This is a genomic window from Chromobacterium sp. ATCC 53434, from assembly GCF_002848345.1.
Lineage (GTDB): Bacteria > Pseudomonadota > Gammaproteobacteria > Burkholderiales > Chromobacteriaceae > Chromobacterium.
The window spans coordinates 829,749-852,243 of sequence record NZ_CP025429.1; the positions used below are offsets into that span (position 1 = coordinate 829,749).

A 22,495-nucleotide genomic window follows, 5' to 3' on the forward strand; every position below is an offset into this window, starting at 1 on the left:
GTCTCGGCTATCGGCGCCAAGGCCCGATGTCGCGGAGTGAAGAAATACAAAAAGCCCCGTAATATCCGATGATATTACGGGGCTTTTTGCAGCATTTCGACTAGTGTCGAAACAATTTGGTGCCCAAGAGAAGACTCGAACTTCCACACCCTTGCGGGCGCTAGGACCTGAACCTAGTGCGTCTACCAATTCCGCCACCTGGGCAAAACTCTGATTGTATTGCTGCTGAAACCTGGAACTGAAAGCGCCAGATTCGAAATATCTGGTGCCCAGGAGAAGACTCGAACTTCCACACCCTTGCGGGCGCTAGGACCTGAACCTAGTGCGTCTACCAATTCCGCCACCTGGGCATGCGACTTGATGCTGAATAAAACAATCTGTGTTGGTGCCCAAGAGAAGACTCGAACTTCCACACCCTTGCGGGCGCTAGGACCTGAACCTAGTGCGTCTACCAATTCCGCCACCTGGGCCAACCAGATTTTCATGATGCCAGCTTAGCAACGAGCTTACAATAGTAAGATTGGTGCCCAAGAGAAGACTCGAACTTCCACACCCTTGCGGGCGCTAGGACCTGAACCTAGTGCGTCTACCAATTCCGCCACCTGGGCGTCGCTTTGCTGTATCATTTGTTGCATCGCTGCAACGAGATGCGAATTATAGACATTATCTAGAGGGTGTCAATGGCTCAGTCAGAAAAAAAACAAAAAAAGCTTTCCCTTCGCGAGCAGGATCCTTTCCTGGAACGGGAAAAACTTAAATATTCCAATCCCTTGCCCAGCCGCGAGTTCATCATGCAGATACTCGCCGAGCAGGGGGTGCCGCTGTTCCCCGACGAACTGGGACAGATGCTGTCCATCGCCAGCGACGAATCGACTTATTTCGAACGCCGTTTGCGCGCGATGGAGCGCGACGGCGAAATCATCATCAATCGCAAAGGCGCAGTCTGCGTCGCCCAGAAACTCGATCTGATCCGCTGCAAGATATCCGGTCACCGCGACGGCTACGGTTTCGCGATGCCGGACGAGGGCGAGGGGAATGGCAGCGACATCTTCCTGCCCGAGCGCGAAATGAAAAAGGTGATGCACGGCGACCGCGTAATGGTGCGGCCGTCCGGCGTCGATCGCCGAGGCAGGCAGGAAGGCCGGATCGTCGAGGTGCTGGAGCACGCGGTGACCCGCTTGGTCGGCCGTATCCAGCATGAGCGCGGCGTATGGGTAGTGCGGCCGGAAGACCGCCGCCTGAACCACGACATCCTGATCGAACCGGGCGGCGACGCCGGCGCCAAGGACGGCCAGGTGGTGATGGTGAACATCCTGCAACAGCCGGACGCCCATCATCAGCCGGTTGGCCGGGTCGATGAAGTACTAGGCAACTACGCCGATCCGGGCATGGAAATCGAGATCGCGCTGCGCAAGCACGCGCTGCCGCACCGTTTCCCGGACGAGGCGCTGGAGCAAGCCAAGGCGACGCCGAAGAAGGTGCGCAAAAAGGACTGGAGCAAGGACCGCGTCGATCTGCGCGAGCTGCCGCTGGTGACGATAGACGGCGAGACCGCGCGCGATTTCGACGACGCGGTGTACGCCGAGAAGCAGGGCAAGGGTTACCGGCTGGTGGTGGCGATCGCCGACGTCAGCTTCTACGTGCAGCCCGGCGACGCGCTGGACAAGGAAGCGCTCGATCGCGGCACCTCGGTCTATTTCCCGCGCCGGGTGATCCCGATGCTGCCGGAAGCGCTGTCCAACGGCATCTGTTCGCTGAATCCCGACGTCGAGCGGATGTGCATGGTTTGCGACATGCAGATCAACGCCAAGGGCGAGGTCAAGAAATACAAGTTCTATCCGGCGGTGATGCAATCCAAGGCCCGCCTGACTTACAACCAGGTATGGGACTGGCTGCAGAACGGCACCGATCATCCGATGCTGCCGCATGTGAAGGATTTGTACGCGCTGTTCAAGATACTGCTGGCCGCGCGGGCCAAGCGCGGCGCGATCGAGTTCGACTCGGTCGAAACCCAGATGATCTTCAACGACAAGGGCAAGATCGAGCGCATCGTTCCCATCGTGCGCAACGACGCGCACCGGCTGATCGAGGAGTGCATGCTGGCGGCCAACGTTTGCTCGGCCGACTTCCTGCAGGCCAACGGCCACAAGGCGCTGTACCGCGTGCACGAAGGCCCGACCGAGGAAAAGCTGGAAAACCTGCGCACCTATCTGCGGCTGGTCGGCCTGACGCTGGGCGGAGGCGACAAGCCCACCGCCAAGGATTACGGCAAGCTGGCCGGAGAGATTCACGGCCGTCCGGACGCGCCGGTGCTGCAGACCATGTTGCTGCGCTCGATGCAGCAGGCGGTCTACACGCCGGACAACAATGGCCACTTCGGTCTGGCTTATGAAGCCTATACCCACTTTACCTCGCCGATCCGCCGCTATCCGGACCTGCTGGTCCATCGCGCGATCAAGGCGGTGCTGAAGGGCGGCAAGTACAAGCCCGGCAAGTGGGCGCAGCTGGGCGTGCACTGCTCGATGACCGAGCGCCGCGCCGACGACGCCAGCCGCGACGTCGAGTCCTGGCTCAAGACCTACTACATGCGCGACAAGGTCGGCGAAGTCTTTCAGGGCAAGATCAGCGCGGTCACCAGCTTCGGCGTGTTCGTGCTGCTGGACGACGTGTATGCGGAAGGCCTGGTGCACATCTCCGAGCTCGGCAAGGACTACTTCCATTTCAAGAAGGACATCCAGGCCATCGTCGGCGAGAAGAGCGGCATCCAGTACCGGCTCGGCGACACGCTGACCGTCAAGGTGATGGGCGCCAATCTGGAAAGCTCGCAGGTGGATTTCGCGCTGGTCAGGGATGAGCCGTTGGCGCAGGCAGGGGAAGCGGAGGCGGTTGAGAAGCGGCCTTCCCGATCGAGCCGCCGCCGTCGCGGCGGCAGGAGCGACGCATCGACGGAGGCGCGTCCGGCAGCTCCCCAGGAAGCCTCTCCGGCCAGCGAGCCGGTCGAGCCTCCGGTCAAGCCGGCGGGCTTGCCGCAAGCGCCGAGAGGCCGTCGGCGTCCGGCCCAGGCCGCAGGCGAAAGTCAGAAGGCGGCCGAGTCCGCAGCGCCGCAGGCTGCCAAGCCGGTGGCGAGCAAGGCGCCGGCGGTGAAGCCCAAGGCGGCGCCCGAGGCGAATGCCGCTGTCGCCAAGCCGGCCGCGCCGAAAGGACGCGCCCGTACGGCCAGGCCGGTTGAGGAAAAACCGATCGAGGAAAAACCGCTTGCCCGCAAGCCGGCCGAGAAAAAGCCGGCTGTGGAAAAACCGGCTGCGGAAAAGCCAGCCGGCGCCGAGGCGCCCAAAGCGCCGGCCGCGAAGCCGGCGACGCGTCGCCAGGCTGCGAAGAGCAATCCGGAAGCGGCGCCAGCGGAGGCGCCGACCCAGCCTGTCGCGCGCAAGCGCGGCAGCGGCAGGAGCAATGCCAAGCGGCGCACCGACGAGGAGTGATCAGCTCCTATCTATATTTAAAGGTATAGGCAAACCGGCTCGAATCGATGATTCGAGCCGGTTTTTGCTTGGCGGCGCGGTCTTTCATCGTGGCGGGTATGGCTTGTTTGCATCGCTTCTGGAACTTTTTTCAATGGCTGTTCCTTTGAAAATCATGGGCTTGTGATTTTCGTTTGGAAATCTTGCGAAATTTCTCGCGAAAGGTGTTGACGCCTCCTGGGGTGGCCGGTATAGTTCGCCTCCTCAGCTGACGCAGCGAACGAAACAGCGGAAACGAAACGGTTTCCGGTGAAGACGACGCAGCGGCCAGCACTGCTATTTAACAGAACGAATAACCGATAGGTGTAAGTGCTTGGCGAAAGCCGACACTTGCACTGCAAGAGACAAGAGATACTTGTTTATTTCTTTGAACTTGCGTGCCAGAAAATTGCTATGAGATTGAACTGAAGAGTTTGATCCTGGCTCAGATTGAACGCTGGCGGCATGCTTTACACATGCAAGTCGAACGGTAACAGGGTGCTTGCACCGCTGACGAGTGGCGAACGGGTGAGTAATGCATCGGAATGTACCGTGTAATGGGGGATAGCTCGGCGAAAGCCGGATTAATACCGCATACGCCCTGAGGGGGAAAGTGGGGGACCGTAAGGCCTCACGTTATACGAGCAGCCGATGTCTGATTAGCTAGTTGGGGAGGTAAGAGCTCACCAAGGCGACGATCAGTAGCGGGTCTGAGAGGATGATCCGCCACACTGGGACTGAGACACGGCCCAGACTCCTACGGGAGGCAGCAGTGGGGAATTTTGGACAATGGGCGCAAGCCTGATCCAGCCATGCCGCGTGTCTGAAGAAGGCCTTCGGGTTGTAAAGGACTTTTGTCAGGGAGGAAATCCCGCTGGTTAATACCTGGCGGGGATGACAGTACCTGAAGAATAAGCACCGGCTAACTACGTGCCAGCAGCCGCGGTAATACGTAGGGTGCGAGCGTTAATCGGAATTACTGGGCGTAAAGCGTGCGCAGGCGGTTGTGTAAGTCTGATGTGAAAGCCCCGGGCTCAACCTGGGAACGGCATTGGAGACTGCACGACTAGAGTGCGTCAGAGGGGGGTAGAATTCCACGTGTAGCAGTGAAATGCGTAGAGATGTGGAGGAATACCGATGGCGAAGGCAGCCCCCTGGGATGACACTGACGCTCATGCACGAAAGCGTGGGGAGCAAACAGGATTAGATACCCTGGTAGTCCACGCCCTAAACGATGTCAATTAGCTGTTGGGGGTTTGAATCCTTGGTAGCGTAGCTAACGCGTGAAATTGACCGCCTGGGGAGTACGGCCGCAAGGTTAAAACTCAAAGGAATTGACGGGGACCCGCACAAGCGGTGGATGATGTGGATTAATTCGATGCAACGCGAAAAACCTTACCTGCTCTTGACATGTAACGAACTTGGTAGAGATATCTTGGTGCCCGAAAGGGAGCGTTAACACAGGTGCTGCATGGCTGTCGTCAGCTCGTGTCGTGAGATGTTGGGTTAAGTCCCGCAACGAGCGCAACCCTTGTCATTAGTTGCCATCATTAAGTTGGGCACTCTAATGAGACTGCCGGTGACAAACCGGAGGAAGGTGGGGATGACGTCAAGTCCTCATGGCCCTTATGAGCAGGGCTTCACACGTCATACAATGGTCGGTACAGAGGGTTGCCAAGCCGCGAGGTGGAGCTAATCTCAGAAAACCGATCGTAGTCCGGATCGCACTCTGCAACTCGAGTGCGTGAAGTCGGAATCGCTAGTAATCGCAGATCAGCATGCTGCGGTGAATACGTTCCCGGGTCTTGTACACACCGCCCGTCACACCATGGGAGTGAGTTTCACCAGAAGTGGGTAGGCTAACCGTAAGGAGGCCGCTTACCACGGTGGGATTCATGACTGGGGTGAAGTCGTAACAAGGTAGCCGTAGGGGAACCTGCGGCTGGATCACCTCCTTTCTAGAGACTGGCGATTGCCAAGTACTTACAACCTATCGGTTATTCAAGTTAAGGGCATTTTCGATGAAAATCTGCGCAGCTCTGCGTTGAAAGCCTCCTCGTGTACTCGATGTACACGTCGTCAGCTTTCGCCTTGATCTGCTTGATTTTGATCGAAAAGGATGTGGTATCAAACGACTACTGGGTTTGTAGCTCAGCTGGTTAGAGCACTGTGTTGATAACGCAGGGGTCGTAGGTTCGAGTCCTACCAGACCCACCAGTATTTTTTGGGTCAGGCAAGGCGCGAAGAAGCGAAGTGTGCTCATGCACATGAGCGACTGAGCAACGCAGCATCACCCAAAAAGAGGGGGATTAGCTCAGTTGGGAGAGCACCTGCTTTGCAAGCAGGGGGTCGTCGGTTCGATCCCGTCATCCTCCACCACTTACGCCGCAAACAAAATCAAATTGAGAAGTTTGATTCTGTTTGCGTTGTAGAAACGCCCGATCTTTAACAAACTGAAGAAGCCGAATATATAAGACGGCGAAACAAACGATAGGAGTTAACTCTTCTGTTGAATGAATCGTCATCTTGGGTATTTGATTGTATCTAAGGCTGCGTCGCCATATCAAAAGGGGCGGTGCGGTCGTCGCACAAACACTCTCTGTTGTTTTAGTGATTTAGGTTACTGAAATGATAGGGTCAAGCGACTAAGTGCATCTGGTGGATGCCTTGGCGATCACAGGCGATGAAGGACGTGTAAGCCTGCGAAAAGCGCGGGGGAGCTGGCAATAGAGCTTTGATCCCGCGATATCCGAATGGGGAAACCCACCGCTTAGGCGGTATCCCTGACTGAATACATAGGTCAGTGGAAGCGAACCGAGTGAACTGAAACATCTAAGTAACTCGAGGAATAGAAATCAACCGAGATTCCGTAAGTAGTGGCGAGCGAACGCGGAACAGCCTGTACGTGTTATGGATTGTGTTAGTGGAAGGTTCATGGAAAGGACCGCCGTAGTGGGTGATAGCCCCGTACACGAAAACACATTCCAGGGACTAGGCGTACGAGAAGTAGGGCGGGACACGCGAAATCCTGTCTGAAGATGGGGGGACCATCCTCCAAGGCTAAATACTCGTGATCGACCGATAGTGAACCAGTACCGTGAGGGAAAGGCGAAAAGAACCCCGGGAGGGGAGTGAAATAGAACCTGAAACCGGATGCATACAAACAGTGGGAGCGGACTTGTTCCGTGACTGCGTACCTTTTGTATAATGGGTCAGCGACTTACGTTCAGTAGCAAGCTTAACCGAATAGGGGAGGCGTAGGGAAACCGAGTCCGAATAGGGCGATTTAGTTGCTGGGCGTAGACCCGAAACCGAGTGATCTATCCATGGCCAGGATGAAGGTGCGGTAACACGCACTGGAGGTCCGAACCCACTAGTGTTGCAAAACTAGGGGATGAGCTGTGGATAGGGGTGAAAGGCTAAACAAACTCGGAGATAGCTGGTTCTCCCCGAAAACTATTTAGGTAGTGCCTCATGTATCACTTCCGGGGGTAAAGCACTGTTATGGCTAGGGGGTCATTGCGATTTACCAAACCATGGCAAACTCTGAATACCGGAAAGTGCAATCATGGGAGACAGACGGTGGGTGCTAACGTCCATCGTCAAGAGGGAAACAACCCAGACCGCCAGCTAAGGTCCCAAATGATCAGTTAAGTGGTAAACGAAGTGGGAAGGCCCAGACAGCCAGGATGTTGGCTTAGAAGCAGCCATCATTTAAAGAAAGCGTAATAGCTCACTGGTCGAGTCGTCCTGCGCGGAAGATGTAACGGGGCTCAAACTGATAACCGAAGCTGCGGATGCACAGTTTACTGTGCGTGGTAGGGGAGCGTTCTGTAGGTCTGTGAAGGTGTCTCGTAAGGGATGCTGGAGATATCAGAAGTGCGAATGCTGACATGAGTAGCGATAAAGCGGGTGAAAAGCCCGCTCGCCGAAAGCCCAAGGTTTCCTACGCAACGTTCATCGGCGTAGGGTGAGTCGGCCCCTAAGGCGAGGCTGAAAAGCGTAGTCGATGGGAAACGGGTTAAAATTCCCGTACTTTTATGTAGTGCGATGTGGGGACGGAGAAGGTTAGGTCAGCAGACTGTTGGAATAGTCTGTTCAAGCCGGTAGGCTGGGGTGGTAGGCAAATCCGCCGCCCCTTAAGGCCGAGACGTGATAACGAGGGTCTACGGACCTGAAGTGACTGATACCACGCTTCCAGGAAAAGCCACTAAGCTTCAGCTACATAAGAACCGTACCGCAAACCGACACAGGTGGGCAGGATGAGAATTCTAAGGCGCTTGAGAGAACTCAGGAGAAGGAACTCGGCAAATTGATACCGTAACTTCGGGAGAAGGTATGCCTGTTGGGGTGTAGTGATTTACTCACGAAGCTCTGACAGGTCGCAGAGAATCGGTGGCTGCGACTGTTTAACAAAAACACAGCACTGTGCCAACACGAAAGTGGACGTATACGGTGTGACGCCTGCCCGGTGCCGGAAGGTTAAGTGATGGGGTGCAAGCTCTTGATCGAAGCCCCGGTAAACGGCGGCCGTAACTATAACGGTCCTAAGGTAGCGAAATTCCTTGTCGGGTAAGTTCCGACCCGCACGAATGGCGTAACGATGGCCACACTGTCTCCTCCTGAGACTCAGCGAAGTTGAAGTGTTTGTGAAGATGCAATCTCCCCGCTGCTAGACGGAAAGACCCCGTGAACCTTTACTGTAGCTTTGCATTGGACTTTGAACAGACTTGTGTAGGATAGGTGGGAGGCTTTGAAGCCAGGACGCTAGTTCTGGTGGAGCCGACCTTGAAATACCACCCTGGTGTGTTTGAGGTTCTAACCTTGGTCCGTGATCCGGATTGGGGACAGTGCATGGTAGGCAGTTTGACTGGGGCGGTCTCCTCCCAAAGTGTAACGGAGGAGTTCGAAGGTTACCTAGGTACGGTCGGAAATCGTGCTGATAGTGCAATGGCAAAAGGTAGCTTAACTGCGAGACCGACAAGTCGAGCAGGTGCGAAAGCAGGACATAGTGATCCGGTGGTTCTGTATGGAAGGGCCATCGCTCAACGGATAAAAGGTACTCCGGGGATAACAGGCTGATACCGCCCAAGAGTTCACATCGACGGCGGTGTTTGGCACCTCGATGTCGGCTCATCACATCCTGGGGCTGTAGCCGGTCCCAAGGGTATGGCTGTTCGCCATTTAAAGTGGTACGTGAGCTGGGTTCAAAACGTCGTGAGACAGTTTGGTCCCTATCTGCAGTGGGCGTTGGAAGTTTGACGGGGGCTGCTCCTAGTACGAGAGGACCGGAGTGGACGAACCTCTGGTGTACCGGTTGTCACGCCAGTGGCATCGCCGGGTAGCTAAGTTCGGAAGAGATAACCGCTGAAAGCATCTAAGCGGGAAACTTGCCTGAAGATGAGACTTCCCTGGAGGCTTGACCTCCCTGAAGAGTCGTTCGAGACCAGGACGTTGATAGGTCGGGTGTGGAAGCGCTGTGAGGCGTGAAGCTAACCGATACTAATTGCTCGTGAGGCTTGATCCTATCATTTGAGTGACTTGGAGAACCAGGTGACGATGATGGAGTGTTGTGCGACACAATTAAATACCGAATATTCGAGGGTTGGTTTGAAACCGGCCCAGGCTTCTTGAGTTTGTACCAGTTTATGTCTGGTGGCCATAGCGAGGTGGTCCCACGCCTTCCCATCCCGAACAGGATCGTGAAACGCCTTAGCGCCGATGATAGTGTGGCATTCGCCATGTGAAAGTAGGACACCGCCAGACGCCCGATAAGCGAAACCCCAGCTCGATGAGCTGGGGTTTTTGCGTTGTGCGGCCGAAACGCACGACCCCGAAAAACAGCCCCGCCGGAGCAATCCGGCGGGGCTTTGTCGTTTCCGGACGGCCGCTCGGGATTTCGGTTCTACCGCGCGCCAACGTATCATGGCGTCTTCGACTGGAGGAACGAGATGGCTGAACGACTGCGGGCGGGTTTATTGGGATACGGCTATGCCGGCGCGACTTTTCACGCGCCCTTGCTGCAGGCGGCCGATGGCGTAGAGTTGGTCGCCGTGGCGTCCAGCAGGCCGGAACAAGTGAGGGCGGCGCTGCCTGGCGTTCGGCTGTTCGCCGCGGCGGAGGATTTGCTGGCGGCCGACGATATCGAGCTGGTGGTGATCGCCACGCCGAACGACAGTCACTTTCCGCTGGCTGAGGCGGCTTTGCGCGCCGGCAAGCACGTGGTGGTGGACAAGCCGTTCACGCTGCGGGCCGAGGAGGCCCGGCAATTATGCGAATTGGCCGAACGCGAAGGCCGGCTGTTGTCGGTATTTCACAATCGACGCTGGGATGCCGATTTTCTGGCCTTGCGCGGCTTGTTGCAGGACGGGAGGCTGGGACGCGTCGTGCATTTCGAGTCGCATTTCGATCGCTACCGGCCGCAGGTGAGGCAGCGCTGGCGCGAGTCGGATGTACTGGGCGCCGGTTTGTGGTACGACCTGGGACCGCATCTGCTCGATCAGGCGGTGCAGTTGTTCGGTCTGCCGCAGGCCATCCTGCTGGAGCTGGCCGTATTGCGCGATGGCGCGGTCGGCGACGACTGGTTCCACGCCCTGCTGCGCTATCCGGACAAGAGGGTCTTGCTGCATGCCGGCACGCTGGTGGCCGACGCCGGGCCGCGTTTCATCGTGCACGGGACCGAGGGCAGCTTCACCAAATATGGACTGGACCCGCAGGAGGATGCGTTGCGGGCCGGCGTTCTGCCGGGAATATCGGGCTGGGGGCGGGATCCGCAACCTGGGCGCGTGATGGGGGCGGAGGGGGGGGCTGGCGATTATGCCGGCCCGGACGGCGCCTACACGCGGTATTACCCTATGGTGCGCGACGCTATCCTGGCCAAGGGAGCCAATCCGGTGCCGGCGCGGGAAGCCTGGCGGGTGATGGCGCTGCTGGAATTGGGGCTGCGCAGCGCCGATCTGCAGGCCTGGCAGACGGCGGCCGACAGCCTGGCTGGCTAGCGCTTGGTTTTCTTCTTGTCGCCGGTCTCTACGGCGATGACTTCCTCCGCGCTGGCGGCGGCGCGCATCTGCGGCGCGATTTCGGTCAGCAATTGTTCCAGCAGTTTGCTGCGCGAGCTGATGTGGTGGTCGAAGCGCCAATCCTTCAATAGATCGATGGCGACGTCGAAGTAGCGCATATCGATGTCGTACAGCTGGCTCAGGTCGAAGGAGCGGCCCATTTCCAGCGCGGCGGCCAGCTCTTTCAGAACTTGCATCTGTTGCGGATCGTGTCCTTCTTCGATGAAACGGCGGATTTTCTTGGCTGCGTTCATTGGCTGTCCTGTCCCGGTGCCGGGTGTGGTGTCGTCTAGCTTGGTTTGCCTGCCATCATGGTCGGGCTTGAGGTGTGCGTCAACTCCCTGGCCGCGAGTCGGGAATCGAGGCGCTGATGCCGCCGCTGTCCGTTCAGCATATTGAGGTCTGGCGGACGCCGGCCTATCGTGAGCCTTGCCCGCCAGATACCGCCGCGCTTGCGGCTTTGATATGAGGAGGACTCCGATGAAACAGCAAGAAGTGCGGCAGCACGCCTATGCGATGCCGCTGACCAGCCCGGCCTTCCCACCCGGTCCCTACCGTTTCGTCAACCGGGAGTACATGGTCATCACTTATCGGACCGATCCGGCGGCGATAGAGGCCGTGTTGCCGGAGCCGTTGCTGCCGGCGGAGCCGGTGGTCAAATACGAATTCATTCGGATGCCGGACTCCACCGGTTTCGGCGATTATTCCGAGAGCGGGCAGGTGATTCCGGTGACCTTCCAGGGCGTGCGCGGCAGCTATGTGCATTCGATGTTCCTGGACGACCAGCCGCCGCTGGCCGGCGGGCGCGAATTGTGGGGGTTTCCGAAGAAGGCGGGCCGTCCCCGGCTGGAGGTGCATCAGGACACGCTGGTCGGCAGTCTGGATTTCGGCCCGGTGCGCATCGCCACCGGCACCATGGGCTACAAGTATCAGACGCTGGACCAGGCCGGTTTGCTGGCCAGCCTGGCGGAGCCGAATTTCCTGCTGAAGATCATTCCCCATGTCGACGGCACGCCGCGGATCTGCGAGCTGGTGCGTTATCACACCACCGATGTCACCATCAAGGGCGCCTGGAGCGCGCCGGGCTCGTTGGAGCTGCATCCGCACGCCCTGGCGCCGGTGTCCCGGCTGCCGGTGTTGGAGGTATTGTCGGCGCGGCATTTCGTTTGCGATCTGACGCTGGATCTCGGGGTGGTGGCTTTCGATTATTTGCAGCAGTAGTGACGGGGGCGGGCGAGGCATGTAAATGAATGCGAACAATTGCTAACATTCGGATACAGACGCGGTCCAGGGCAGGCCTTATGCTTTGGCTTCGATTTTCCAGCGAGTGATAGCAATGAAGTCTAGCGTTCTGATGTTTGCCCTGGGCCTGGCCCTGTCCGCCGGCGCGGCTTGCGCCGATACCGCCACCAGCACCATCGTCGGCGGCGCGCTCGGCGGCGCGGCGGGCGCGGCGATCGGTCATTCGGTCGGCGGTCGCGACGGGGCCATCCTGGGCGGCGCGCTCGGCGGCGGCGCTGGCGCCGCCATCGGCAACAATTACGGCCGCAACGCCGAGCGCAGAGACGACGACAGGCCGCGCTACAAGCGTTGCCATCGTCATCACCGCCATCACCGCTGCCGTTGATCGGCGGCAGGCTTCGCCTGCCCTATTGCCGCGAAAGCGCCCGGATTCCGGGCGCTTTTTGCATTGCTCGACTAGAAAGAGTAGTGGCGCGGACTGCGGCCATTGCCGCCGCGCCGGAGTTTCCGGGGCCGATGGATGGCGCGTCTCGTTCGCGCGTGAACGGGGTGGGCGCCGGCCGCGCATTCGATGTCTGGGAGAGGTGGATCATGTTGTCGCGACTGTCGCTGGCCAATAAGCTGCTGCTGTTGATCGTGCCGTTTTCGCTTGTGATGATCGTGCTGGCGATGGTGCTGGCCCGGGACCGTCTGCATACGCTGGACGAAATGCAGCGTTCCGACCGGCTGATCGCGCTGGCTGTCGACTCCAGCCAGCTGATTCATGATTTGCAGGCCGAACGCGGCCTGAGCAACGGTTTTCTCAGCGGCAAGGCGGCGGCCCTGCCCGAGGCGCTGAATCAGGCGCGAAGCGCCAGCGACAAGAGCCTGGCGGCTTTTCAGCGCCAGACCGATGGCTTGAGCGATGACGCGATTCAGACGGACGCCAAGGAGACGGTGCGCCAATTGGGCGAGTTGCAGGCCTTGCGCGGCAAGGTGGCCGAGCGCGGCGTAGCGCCGGCCGACGCGTTCGGGTCCTACTCCAAGCGCATCGACGGCCTGATCGGCCTGATCGCGAATCTGGCTCAGGCCAATAGCGACGGCGATCTGTTGCGCAGCACCGCGGCGCTGCTCAGCCTGCAGTGCGAGAAGGAGTTTGCCGGCCGCGAGCGCGGTTTCGTCAACGGCATGCTCAATACCGGGGCTTTCGATCAGGCGGCGTTCGCGCAGGCGGCCGGCCTGACGGCGAAGCAGCAGGCTTGCAAGGGCCAGTTCGCCTTGATGGCGCCGGAAGCCTTGCGCGGCCAGATGGACGCGCTGGAGCAGGGACCGGAGAACCAGCGGGTGCAGGGCATGCGCGACAAGCTGTTCAAGACGCCGCTGGGCCAAGCACTGGGCATGGCCGCGACCGACTGGTTCCAGGCCACTACCGCGCGCATCGGCGCGCTGAAGAGTTTGCAGGACCAGTTGCTGCAGAGCCTGGCGCAGCAGGTGTCGGGCAAGGTCGATCAGGCGCGGCGCGACCTGCAATGGACGATGGCGGGCTGCGGACTGGTGATCCTGTTGCTGTGCGCGATGGGATGGCTGATCTATCGCAGCGTCCATGGCCCGGTTTTGTACCTGGAGCGCTTGATGACGACGATGAGCCGCGATCTCGACCTGGGGCCGCGCGCGCAGATAGACGGCGGCGACGAGGTCGCCCGGATGGGCCTGGCCTTCGACCAGTTGGTGGAGGCTTTCGCCCAGACGCTGGGACAGGTGAAGGACAATGCGCATCAGGTGGTGGAGGCCGCCGACGCGATGCTGTCGATTTCGCAACGCGCGGCCGACGCTTCCAGCACGCAAAGCCAGTCGGCGGCGCAGATCGCGGCGGCGGTGGAGCAGATGACGGCCGGCATCGAGGCGGTCAGCGACAATACCCGGCTGTCGTTGACGGTGGCGCAGCAGATGCAGAGCAGCGTCACCGGCGGCCGGGAGCGGATGAGCAGCACCGCCACCGCGATCAGCCAGACCGCCAGCGTGCTGGACGACGCCGGCGGCCGCATCGAAACCCTGCAGCGCAAGTCCGAGGATATTCGCTCCATCATCACCGCGATCCGCGAAATCGCCGACCAGACCAATCTGTTGGCGCTGAACGCGGCGATAGAGGCGGCGCGCGCCGGCGAGCAGGGCCGCGGTTTCGCCGTCGTCGCCGACGAGGTGAGAAAACTGGCCGAGCGCACCGGCAAGGAGACGCTGGACATCACCGCGCTGATCGAGGACATCCGTTCGGAAACGCAGACCGCGGCAATGCACATGCAGGAGGCCAGGCAGCGGATGGAGTCGGGCATGCAGATGGTCGGGCAGACGGTCGGCGATCTGGAGCACATACACGGCGAGGCGGCCGAGGCGGCCAGCAAGAGCCAGGGCACGGCGGCGGCGATGGCCGAGCAGAGTCTGGCCAGCAGCGAGGTGGCCAGCAATATCAGCGTCATCGCCTCGCTGGCGGAGTCGAACTCCGACATGGTGAGGGAGGTGGCGGCGCTGTCCAGGCGGCTGAACGGCGCGGCGTCGCAATTGGCGGAGCTGGTGGACCGCTTCCGCCACGCCGGCGGCCGCTGAGAACCTGTTCACGATCTTTTTTCAAGCAGCGCAGCCCAGCCAGCAGGCCAGATGCAAGGCGGAGGGCGTAGGCCTTGGTGATTCCAAGGCCTAGCCTGACAACGCGGCAGATGGCCTGCTGGCTGGGCTGCCTTTCGGGGCGGTGTTCTGCCGGCGCATGGCTTTGTCAAACGTCCCTGGCAGTGAACGACACTGCGGCGGGCCGTTTTCCGCGCCCTGCATCCGGCAGAAAACCGCCGATGCCGCAAAAAGATCGTAAACAGGCTCTGAGAGCCTGCCCGAAGTCTTCTTGCGGCAGCGCTCGCCGGAACCTTTGCGCAGGCGCCTGCCGGGATTGAGGAAAACGGCCCCGCGAGGGGCCGTTTCTCATTGCTGCGGGAGGTCTCAGAACCAGAAGTAGCGGCGCAGCGCGGCGTCCAGGTTGGCGACGTCCGGCACGCCGACGCCGGTGGCCTGGTCGTAGCCGCGGTGCGAGGCGTAGCCCCAGTTGCCGCCGGCGGTGACGTCGCGCAGCGGCGCGCCGTGGTGGCCGAAGCCGTGATAGGCGTGGCCGGTGGCCAACAGGCCGTACAGCGAGAAGTTCAGCAGGCCCAGGCGACCGCCCATCGATTGGTTCAACAGCGCGGTGATGCCGGCCAGCTGCGGCGCGACGAAGCTGGTGCCGCCGTTGTTGCTCAGTACCGAGAAGCCGTTCTTGCTGGATGTGTAGTAGACCACGTAGCCGGTCTCCGGGTCGCCGTTCATCGAGATGTCCGGCACGTTGCGGCCCTTGAAGTGGGCCGGCACGCTGGCGATCACCTGCGGCGGCGTCTGGCTGTTGTCGACCAGTTGCTGGCCGGCCGGCGTGTTCTGCATGCCCGGCACCCAGTTCTGATAGAACGGGCGGCTGATCCAGCCGCTGACGCCGCCGCCGCCGCCGACCGGGAAGATGCCGCATGCCACGGAGTCCTTGCCCAGCGCCTTGCACAAGCCATCCAGGTAGTCCCAGCCCCAGGCGCGCTCGCTGGCGATCTTGACCTGCATCGCCTTGCCGTTCGGGTGGAAGGTCAGCGTGGCGGGCACGGTGGTGGCGCCGGCGGCGGTGATGAACTGCTGGTTGGCCGGGCTGTCCACCGACAGCACCTTGCTGTACTGCGGCAAGGCGGCGGCGCGGTTCACGTCGTAGGCGCCGGAGTCGCCGGCGGCGGCGAATAGGGTCTGGCCCTGCAGCGCGGCCTGCAGGAACAGATCGTGGTAGGCCTGCAGCACATTGGTGGTCTTGCCGTTAACCGGATCGGCCGCCTGGCTTTGCTGATCGAACCATTCCCATTCGCCCCAGCTGACCGACAGGGTGTCGGCGGTGTTGGACTCTATCGCCTGGGCGAAGGCGTCGACGAAGCCCTGGGTGGTGTTAGGCGCCTGGTAGACGATGATCTTGGCCGCCGGCGCGATGCCGCCGGACTGCTCGACGTCCAGCGTGGTCTCGTCGGAGCCGCCGTCGTCGCTGGGGGCGCCCGGGCCGCCGTCGATGTCGACCACCGTCAGCCGGTTCGGATCAGTGGCGAGACCGAGCTGGCTCCAGTACTGGAAGGCGTCGGACGGCGTGAAGCTGGCCAGCGTGACGATGCCTATGGTGGCGCCCTTGCCGTGCACGCCCTTGTTGTACAGCGGCGTGATGTTGTAGTAGCGGGCCAGGTCGGTCACCGTCCATTGGCCGGGCGCGTTGCCGCCGGTGACCGGCGCGCTGCTCTTGCCGGCGGCCGGTTGCAGGTGGTTGGGCAACTGGCGCAGATGCGGGCGGAAGTGCGGGCGGCTGTCCAGGCCGATCACGGCCTGGACGTCGCTCAGATCCACAGTCGGCGCGGAGGCGCGAACCGGCGCGATATAGCGGGAGGCGCCCTGGACGGCGGTCTTGTTCTGGAATACGTGGACTTCGGCGCCGAAGACCTTCTGCACGGCGGCGGCCGGGCCGCTGACCTGCAGCAGCGAGCCGCCTATGCGTTTGACGCCGAGGCCGGCGGCCTGCAGGCGGGCGCTGATTCGTTCGACGGTGGCGTCGGTCGGCGCGAAGCGGGCGCGGAATTCGGCCGGGCTCAGGAAGCGGTGGTAGTTCGGGCTGGCCGGCGTGTGGACTTCCTGCAGATAGCGGGCGGCGGCGTCGCGGTCGCGCAAGTGCAGGGCGACGGTGACGGTCAGCTTCTGCGCCGGCGCCGCTTGCTCGACCTTGCCGAGGTCGACGGCGGTGGCTGCGGTGGCGGCCATGGCGCCGGAAGCGCTTGCGGCCAACAGGGCGGCGGCCAGACTGCTTATTTTGAATGTTTTTGTCATGTTGATTTTCTCCTTTGTATGGTGTGGGCCGCGGCTTGTGGCGCGATCCGGCCGGGATGGGCGCGTGGCCTTCGCCGACGCGCCATGCGGCGCGTTTCGGCTTCAGTTTGTCGCTCCGACCTATCCAATTTGAATAAATTGGCGGGACCAGTATAGGAACGGCCGATTATTGCAAGTTGGGTATTTTGTAAAGTTCTATGTAGCGAACTTGCCGGCAAGACCTCTCCAACTTCTTGATATGAAATATAAATAGAGAGCGCTTTGACTGTAATGACGATGGCGGCGGACCGCGATGGCCGGCGATCGGACCATCGATGGCGGCAGAGGGCGGTTCCGCGTCGCTTGTCCGGGAAACATTTGGATTTTGTCAACTATCGATCGGATTGATCGGTGGCGGGGGGCGGGCTGAAGTACAATTCAGATAGAGTTCTTTGGCTGTTGAGATATTGAATTGCCCGATTGTCGAAATACAGACAGATTGTCTGGCCCGCGGCGACCAATCGATACGGCGCAACCAGGTTGGAGGAAACATGCTGATTGATCGGTTTGGCCGCAGCATCGAGTATTTGCGGCTATCGGTGACCGACCGCTGCGATCTGCGCTGCAACTATTGCCTGCCCAAGGGTTTCAAGCATTTCGAGGAGCCGGACAACTGGCTGAGCTTCGACGAGATCGAGCGAGTGGTGGCGGTATTCGCCCGGCTGGGCACGCGCCGGGTCAGGCTGACCGGCGGCGAGCCGCTGCTGCGTCGCGATCTGCCGGCGCTGGCGGCCAGATTGTCCGCGCTGCCGGGGCTGCAGGATTTGTCGCTGACGACCAACGGCACCCAGTTGCCGCGCCATGCGGCCGCGCTTCGCGCCGCCGGCGTCAGCCGCATCAATCTGAGCCTGGATTCGCTGCGGCGCGACTGCGTCGAACGCATCACCGGCAGCGACAGCCTGCCCAAGGTGCTGGAGGGCCTGGCGGCGGCGAAGGCGGCGGGCTTCTCGCCGATCAAGATAAACATGGTGGCGATGCGCGACGTCAATGACGCCGAGATCGAGGCGATGGCGGCTTTCTGCGTCGAGCAGGGCCTGATCCTGAGGCTGATAGAGGCGATGCCGATGGGCGAGACCGGCCGCGCCGCGCATTATCTGGATCTGCAGCCGGTACTGGAGCGCCTGCGGCTCCGCTTCGATCTGGTCGAACAAGCCCGCGAGCTGGGCGGCGGTCCGGCCCGCTACTGGAGCAGCCGCGACGGCGCGTTCTCGCTGGGCGTGATCACGCCGATCTCGCAGCATTTCTGCGCCAGCTGCAACCGGGTGAGGCTGTCGGTGGACGGCACGCTGTACCTGTGCCTGGGGCAGGACGAGAAGATGGAACTGCGCCCGCTGCTGCGCGCCGGCATCGACGACGCCGGCCTGGAGGCGGCCATTCGCGAGGCGATAGAGCTGAAGCCGGAACGGCACGAGTTTCGCGAGCAGCCAAAGAAGCTGGTGCGCTTCATGTCGATGACCGGCGGCTGAGCACCGGGGGCGGGCGCCTAGCGCTCCAGGATCGCCCGGCGGTGGCGGCGGAACACCCATTTTTCCCACATCAGCAGCGTGTCCTGATCGAAGGAGGCGCTGATGTCGGCCACCGCGAGAAAACGTTGTCCCATCGGCTGGCACAGCGTCACCTTGCCGTACAGGAACAGGCTGAGCGCCGAATCCGGGTTCGGATACAGCGACAGCAGCAGGGCTTGCCCGGGCTGCCAGGCCTGGTTGTCCTGCCAGGCCGCCGCGTGCAGCCCCAGGCGGCAGGGCGCGCAGGCCGGCCGGTCCGGGTGGCGCGCCAGCAGCGACACCTCCAGCGCCAGGTCCAGTTTGGCTTCCAGCCGCATCAACGCGGGGTTGGTGTCTTCCGGCGTTTCGCCGGGGGCCGCCAGCACGCGCATTGCCAAGCGGGTTTCGCGCTGCAGCCGGGGCGGGTAATCGCCATTCAGCGGCTGGGCGAGAAAGGGGAGCTCGGCGTCGAAGCTGACGGTGTCCAGCAGCGGCAGGGGGGAGACTTGTTTATCCGGCATGGTCGTCGCTCAGTGATACAACCGCAGAATGGCGTCCAGGCCGCCGTGCTCGATGGCGATGTCGGCTTCGGCGCTGACGCGGGGCTTCGCATGATAGGCGATGCCGACGCCGGCCTCGTGCAGCATCGGCAGGTCGTTGGCGCCGTCGCCGACCGCCAGCACCTGGCCGGGCGCCAGTCCCAGCGCGTCGCGGGTGGCGATCAGCAGCCTTCTCTTGGCTTCGGCGTCGACGATGTCGCCTACCAGCCGGCCGGTGAGACGGCCATCGACGATTTCCAGCTGGTTGGCGTAGGCCTGGTCCAGGCCGTAATCGGCTTTCAGCCGGTCGGTGAAGTAGGTGAAGCCGCCGGAGACCAGCAGCGTCCTGACGCCGTGCCGCTTGCAGGCGGCCAGCAGTTCCAGCGCGCCGGGATTCAGCCGCAGCCGCTGTTCGTACACTTGGCGCAAGGCGTCTTCCGGCAGCCCGGCCAGCAGCGCCACCCGTTCGCGCAGGGCGGCGGCGAAGTCCAGCTCGCCGCGCATCGCGCGCTCGGTGATCTCGGCCACCTGCGGCTTGATCCCCTTGATGTCGGCGATCTCGTCTATGCACTCGATATTGATCAGCGTCGAATCCATGTCGGAAACCAGCAGACGGAAATCGGCGAAGCTTCGACCATCGTCGACGTAGGCGGCGTCGTAGCCGTGACGGCGACAGCGTTCGAGAACCTCGGCGCGCCGGGCGGGATCGGCGCCGCGCATCCGCACCACGTCGATGCGCGGATGATCGCGGTGCGGCGCCTCCGCCAGGCCGGCGATATCGTCGATATGCAGCGGATCCGGCTGCGGGGCGAGTACGACCAGGGTTTTCAGTGTGCTCATGGTGCGATAGGCGTCAAGACGGTTGCTTTCATTATGCCACGTCTTGCGCCGGCTGCCGCCCCGGTATCTGCGCTCAGGCGGTCTTGGCGCAGCGTCCGGCGAGCCAGCGTTTGAGCGGGGCGTCGGCGGAGAGCAGGCCGGGTCCGAAGGCCAGCAGCACCAGCAGCTGGGCGCCCCAGAAATAGTGGAACTGGCGGGTGGCTTCGGTCAGGCCGGGATAGCTGATCACCGCCACCGCGTTCAGAATGAACAGGCCGGCGGCGGCGAAGCGTCCGCCCAGGCCCAGCGCCAGCAGCGAGGACAGGCCCAGCTCGCCGCAGGTGGCCATCACCGCCGCGACGGCCGGCGGCAGCAGCGGCACGTGGTATTCGTCGGTGAACAGCGCCAGCGTGATGTCCCAGTCGTCTATCTTGGTCAGGCCGGAACGGAAGAAAACATCGAGCAGCCACAGCCTGAGAAGCAGCAACACCAAGGGCTGCAGCAGGTCGGTATAGCGGATCAGCAGCCGGTAGGCGCAGACCGCGGGTCTGGCAATCGCATTCATTGGATATCTCCTTGTCCGGCGTCGATGGCGGCCAGCAGCGGCGGCTGGAACAGGCCCAGCAGCGCCGCCTGCAGATCGAAGCCGGCGTCTATGGCCTGGGCCCGAGGCGCGGCCTCGGCCAGCGTGGCGCCGCCGAACAGCGCGGCGTAAAAGGCGTGGCGGGCGTCGTCCAACGCCAAGGTCTTCACTTCTCCGCGCTCGCGGTAGACCAGCGCGTTTTCCGCCGGCAGCGCCAAGAGCCCGTCCAACGGCGCGTGTTCGCGATGGGCGCGCCAGATGCTGAGCGCCGGGCTGCCGGCGCGGCACAGCGCGACGTCGGGCAGCGGCCAAAAGCGCAGCGCTTCCCATTGCCCGGGCGCGAAGGCGGCCAGCGCCGAGGTGTCCAGCGCTTCGGCGTCGGCGGCGTAGTAGCTGCGGTGGATCGCCCATTCGAGCCGGGCGACGTCGGCCAGATAGGGCAGCTCGCGGCAGGGTTCGAAGCCGGCGACGAAGTCGGCGAAACCGGCGCCGTAACGGTGCAGATTGCCGCTGTCCGACCGATGGCGCTTGGCGTACTCGCGCGCCAGCGCGGTGAAGAAGTCCCCGCCGACCAGCTCGCGGCAGACCGGATGGCTGTGCGCCAGCGTGTCGATCAGGCCGATGCGGTAATTGTTGCGGTAGACCGCCAGCCCCGCCGGGGCCAGTCCCAACGCGGCGGCGGCGGGAGCTTGCGCTGGATCGGCGATCGCCTCCAGCAGCGCGTGCTGCCAGTCATGCCAGTTCATCGCGGCTCTCCAGTATCGCCTGGGCCTTGGCGGCCTCGGCGCGCAGCTCGGCCAGCGGTGGGATGTCCAGGTCCCATTCGATCAGCGTAGGACGCGGGCCCAGCCGCTCGACGATCTCGCGGTAGAACCGCCAGACGCCGTCGTGCACCGGCTGGCTGTGGGTGTCCACCAGCATGCCTTCGCGTTCGCTGTAGCCGGCCAGGTGGATTTCGCCGATGGCGTCGGCCGGCAGCGCGGCCAGCACAGCGTCGGTGTCGGTGCCGAGGTTGATGCGATTGACGTAGAGATTGTTGACGTCCAGCAGCACGCCACAGCCGGTGTTGCGGACCAGCTCGGCCAGGAATTCGCCCTCGTTCATCTCGTTGCCCGGAAATTCCACATAGCTGGACAGGTTCTCCAGCAGTATGGTCCGGCCCAGCGTGTCCTGGGTTTCCGCGACGTGGCCGGCGACGGCGTCCAGCGCGGCGCGGGTGTACGGTATCGGCAGCAGGTCGTTGACGTAGCGGTGCGGGGAGTGGTTGAACGACAGATGCTCCGACACCGCGGCGGGATTCACCTCGTCTATCAGCCGACGAAGCGAGGCCAGATGGCCGCGGTCCGGGCGCGCGGCCGAGCCGAGGCCCAGGCCGACGCCGTGCAGCGACAGCGGCCAGCGCGCGGCGACGCGGTGCAGCATGGCCAGCGGTGTGCCGCCGTCGAAGAAGTTTTCGCTGTGCACCTCGACCCAGCCCAGCGGAGGCAGGGTGTCCAGGACTTCGCGATAGTGAGGGGCGCGCAGGCCTATGCCGCAGGCCGCGGGAAGCGTGGTCAAGGTCATGCTGGTGTTCCGGGAGGAGGGCGGCCCGCGGGCATGCGGGCCGTCATGGGATCGGCGATTACTTCGCGGACTTGCCGCCCAGCTTCTCGCAGCTGCCCTTGGCCACGTATTTCCAGTCGGCCGGGTCCTTGTCCACCTTGGCCTGGCCAGCGCAGGCATGGCTGCCGGACGCACAGTCGTTCTTGCCTGCCTGGGCGATGCCGAAGCACTTTTCCTTTTCCGCGGCGGCGGCCGGGGCGGAGGCGAGGGCGCCGATGGCGATGACGGCGCCGAGGGCGGATGCGATCAGGGCTTGGTTCTGTTTCATGTCTGACTCCTGGTTTGGGACGCCCGGCGGCGGAGGCCGCCGTGTCCGGGCGTATGGTACTCAAAGCGGCCGGCCTTGCCAGCGGGGAAAATCACATCGGTTTGGTTTGACCGCCCATTTGCTGGCAAGTGCCGGTCGGGACCAGCTTGAAGTCGGCCGGGTCGTTGTCGGTCTTGGCCTGTCCGGCGCAGCCGTGGCTGGCGGTCTTACAATCGTTCTGGCCGACCTTGGCGATGCCGAAGCACTGGTCCTTGTCGGCGGCGGCGGCCGGAGCGGAGGCCAGCGCGCCGAAGGCGATCAGTGCGCCGAGAGCGGAAGCGATCAGAGTCTTGTTGCTGTTCATGACTTTCTCCTGGGTAGTTCGCCGGGATTGGCGAAGGCGACTGGGTCGCCGAAGTGGCGGATGCCTGCGGTCCTGTTGCGCTCAAGCATGATCCGACATCCATTGAGTCGAGGCGGTCGGATACTTCTTACGCC

The 22,495-nt window shown here is 62.2% G+C and carries 15 protein-coding genes, 6 tRNA genes and 3 rRNA genes; 11 read left to right on the forward strand and 13 right to left on the reverse strand.

Annotated features, from left to right (window positions below):
- Positions 1-117: 117 nt before the first annotated feature.
- From CXB49_RS03870 to CXB49_RS03885, 4 genes are all read right to left on the reverse strand, one after another.
- Positions 118-204, reverse strand: a tRNA-Leu gene (locus CXB49_RS03870).
- Positions 205-263: 59 nt separating this feature from the next.
- Positions 264-350, reverse strand: a tRNA-Leu gene (locus tag CXB49_RS03875).
- Between the two features lie 33 nt (positions 351-383).
- Positions 384-470 (reverse strand) — tRNA-Leu (locus CXB49_RS03880).
- A 51-nt stretch (positions 471-521) separates the two neighbouring features.
- Positions 522-608: transfer RNA gene (locus CXB49_RS03885), tRNA-Leu, on the reverse strand.
- Positions 609-680: 72 nt separating this feature from the next.
- Between CXB49_RS03885 and rnr the strand changes: the two genes are divergently transcribed.
- The 7 genes from rnr (at position 681) to CXB49_RS03920 (ending at position 10,495) form a co-directional block, all read left to right on the forward strand.
- The gene (gene rnr, locus CXB49_RS03890) at positions 681-3,479 is read left to right on the forward strand and encodes a ribonuclease R (protein ID WP_101707168.1); all 2,799 of its coding nucleotides are present in this window, start codon (positions 681-683) and stop codon (positions 3,477-3,479) included.
- 440 nt (positions 3,480-3,919) lie between these two features.
- Positions 3,920-5,455 (forward strand): 16S ribosomal RNA (locus CXB49_RS03895).
- A 182-nt stretch (positions 5,456-5,637) separates the two neighbouring features.
- Positions 5,638-5,714: transfer RNA gene (locus CXB49_RS03900), tRNA-Ile, on the forward strand.
- 86 nt (positions 5,715-5,800) lie between these two features.
- Positions 5,801-5,876 (forward strand) — tRNA-Ala (locus CXB49_RS03905).
- Positions 5,877-6,132: 256 nt separating this feature from the next.
- Positions 6,133-9,024 (forward strand): 23S ribosomal RNA (locus CXB49_RS03910).
- 124 nt (positions 9,025-9,148) lie between these two features.
- Positions 9,149-9,263, forward strand: a 5S ribosomal RNA gene (gene rrf / locus CXB49_RS03915).
- The 16S, 23S and 5S rRNA genes sit together here with 2 tRNA genes alongside, the layout of an rRNA operon.
- Positions 9,264-9,448: 185 nt before the next feature.
- Entirely contained in the window at positions 9,449-10,495 is a 1,047-nt protein-coding gene (locus CXB49_RS03920; protein ID WP_101707169.1) for an oxidoreductase, read from the forward strand.
- Here the strand turns inward: CXB49_RS03920 and CXB49_RS03925 are convergent.
- Entirely contained in the window at positions 10,492-10,809 is a 318-nt protein-coding gene (locus CXB49_RS03925) for a hypothetical protein (protein WP_101707170.1), read from the reverse strand. The genes CXB49_RS03920 and CXB49_RS03925 overlap by 4 nt on opposite strands.
- A 226-nt stretch (positions 10,810-11,035) precedes the next feature.
- Here CXB49_RS03925 and CXB49_RS03930 point away from each other — a divergent pair, with 226 nt between their 5' ends.
- The 3 genes from CXB49_RS03930 to CXB49_RS03940 all read left to right on the forward strand — a co-directional run bounded on the left by CXB49_RS03930 (position 11,036) and on the right by CXB49_RS03940 (position 14,377).
- Positions 11,036-11,776: an acetoacetate decarboxylase gene (locus CXB49_RS03930; protein ID WP_101707171.1), complete on the forward strand. Its 741-nt coding sequence runs from the start codon at positions 11,036-11,038 to the stop codon at positions 11,774-11,776.
- A gap of 115 nt (positions 11,777-11,891) precedes the next feature.
- Positions 11,892-12,182, forward strand: a complete 291-nt coding sequence (locus CXB49_RS03935) for a glycine zipper domain-containing protein (protein WP_101707172.1) — start codon at positions 11,892-11,894, stop codon at positions 12,180-12,182.
- Between the two features lie 206 nt (positions 12,183-12,388).
- Positions 12,389-14,377 (forward strand): methyl-accepting chemotaxis protein, encoded by a 1,989-nt coding sequence (locus tag CXB49_RS03940; protein ID WP_101710593.1) that lies wholly within the window; start codon positions 12,389-12,391, stop codon positions 14,375-14,377.
- A 384-nt stretch (positions 14,378-14,761) separates the two neighbouring features.
- Here CXB49_RS03940 and CXB49_RS03945 read toward each other — a convergent pair whose 3' ends face one another.
- Positions 14,762-16,684, reverse strand: a complete 1,923-nt coding sequence (locus tag CXB49_RS03945) for a protease pro-enzyme activation domain-containing protein (RefSeq protein WP_101707173.1) — start codon at positions 16,682-16,684, stop codon at positions 14,762-14,764.
- A 530-nt stretch (positions 16,685-17,214) separates the two neighbouring features.
- On the opposite strand from CXB49_RS03945, the gene moaA reads away from it, so the two are divergent.
- Positions 17,215-18,189, forward strand: a complete 975-nt coding sequence (gene moaA / locus CXB49_RS03950; protein ID WP_101707174.1) for a GTP 3',8-cyclase MoaA — start codon at positions 17,215-17,217, stop codon at positions 18,187-18,189.
- Positions 18,190-18,206: 17 nt separating this feature from the next.
- Here the strand turns inward: moaA and CXB49_RS03955 are convergent, their stop codons facing one another.
- The 7 genes from CXB49_RS03955 to CXB49_RS03985 all read right to left on the reverse strand — a co-directional run bounded on the left by CXB49_RS03955 (position 18,207) and on the right by CXB49_RS03985 (position 22,361).
- Positions 18,207-18,728, reverse strand: a complete 522-nt coding sequence (locus CXB49_RS03955) for a hypothetical protein (RefSeq protein WP_101707175.1) — start codon at positions 18,726-18,728, stop codon at positions 18,207-18,209.
- 9 nt (positions 18,729-18,737) lie between these two features.
- Positions 18,738-19,586, reverse strand: coding sequence for a phosphoserine phosphatase SerB (serB, locus tag CXB49_RS03960; protein ID WP_101707176.1), 849 nt, complete (start codon positions 19,584-19,586; stop codon positions 18,738-18,740).
- Positions 19,587-19,659: 73 nt separating this feature from the next.
- Entirely contained in the window at positions 19,660-20,130 is a 471-nt protein-coding gene (locus CXB49_RS03965) for a DoxX family protein (RefSeq protein ID WP_101707177.1), read from the reverse strand.
- A complete protein-coding gene (locus tag CXB49_RS03970; protein ID WP_101707178.1) occupies positions 20,127-20,894 on the reverse strand; it encodes a DNA-binding domain-containing protein in 768 nt (255 codons plus the stop codon). The genes CXB49_RS03965 and CXB49_RS03970 overlap by 4 nt, the downstream gene beginning before the upstream one ends.
- Positions 20,881-21,711, reverse strand: coding sequence for a DUF692 domain-containing protein (locus CXB49_RS03975; RefSeq protein WP_101707179.1), 831 nt, complete (start codon positions 21,709-21,711; stop codon positions 20,881-20,883). Before CXB49_RS03975 ends, CXB49_RS03970 begins: the two co-directional genes overlap by 14 nt.
- 58 nt (positions 21,712-21,769) lie before the next feature.
- Positions 21,770-22,018: a DUF2282 domain-containing protein gene (locus CXB49_RS03980; protein ID WP_101707180.1), complete on the reverse strand. Its 249-nt coding sequence runs from the start codon at positions 22,016-22,018 to the stop codon at positions 21,770-21,772.
- Positions 22,019-22,109: 91 nt separating this feature from the next.
- Positions 22,110-22,361 (reverse strand): DUF2282 domain-containing protein, encoded by a 252-nt coding sequence (locus CXB49_RS03985; protein WP_101707181.1) that lies wholly within the window; start codon positions 22,359-22,361, stop codon positions 22,110-22,112.
- Between the last annotated feature and the right edge of the window lie 134 nt (positions 22,362-22,495).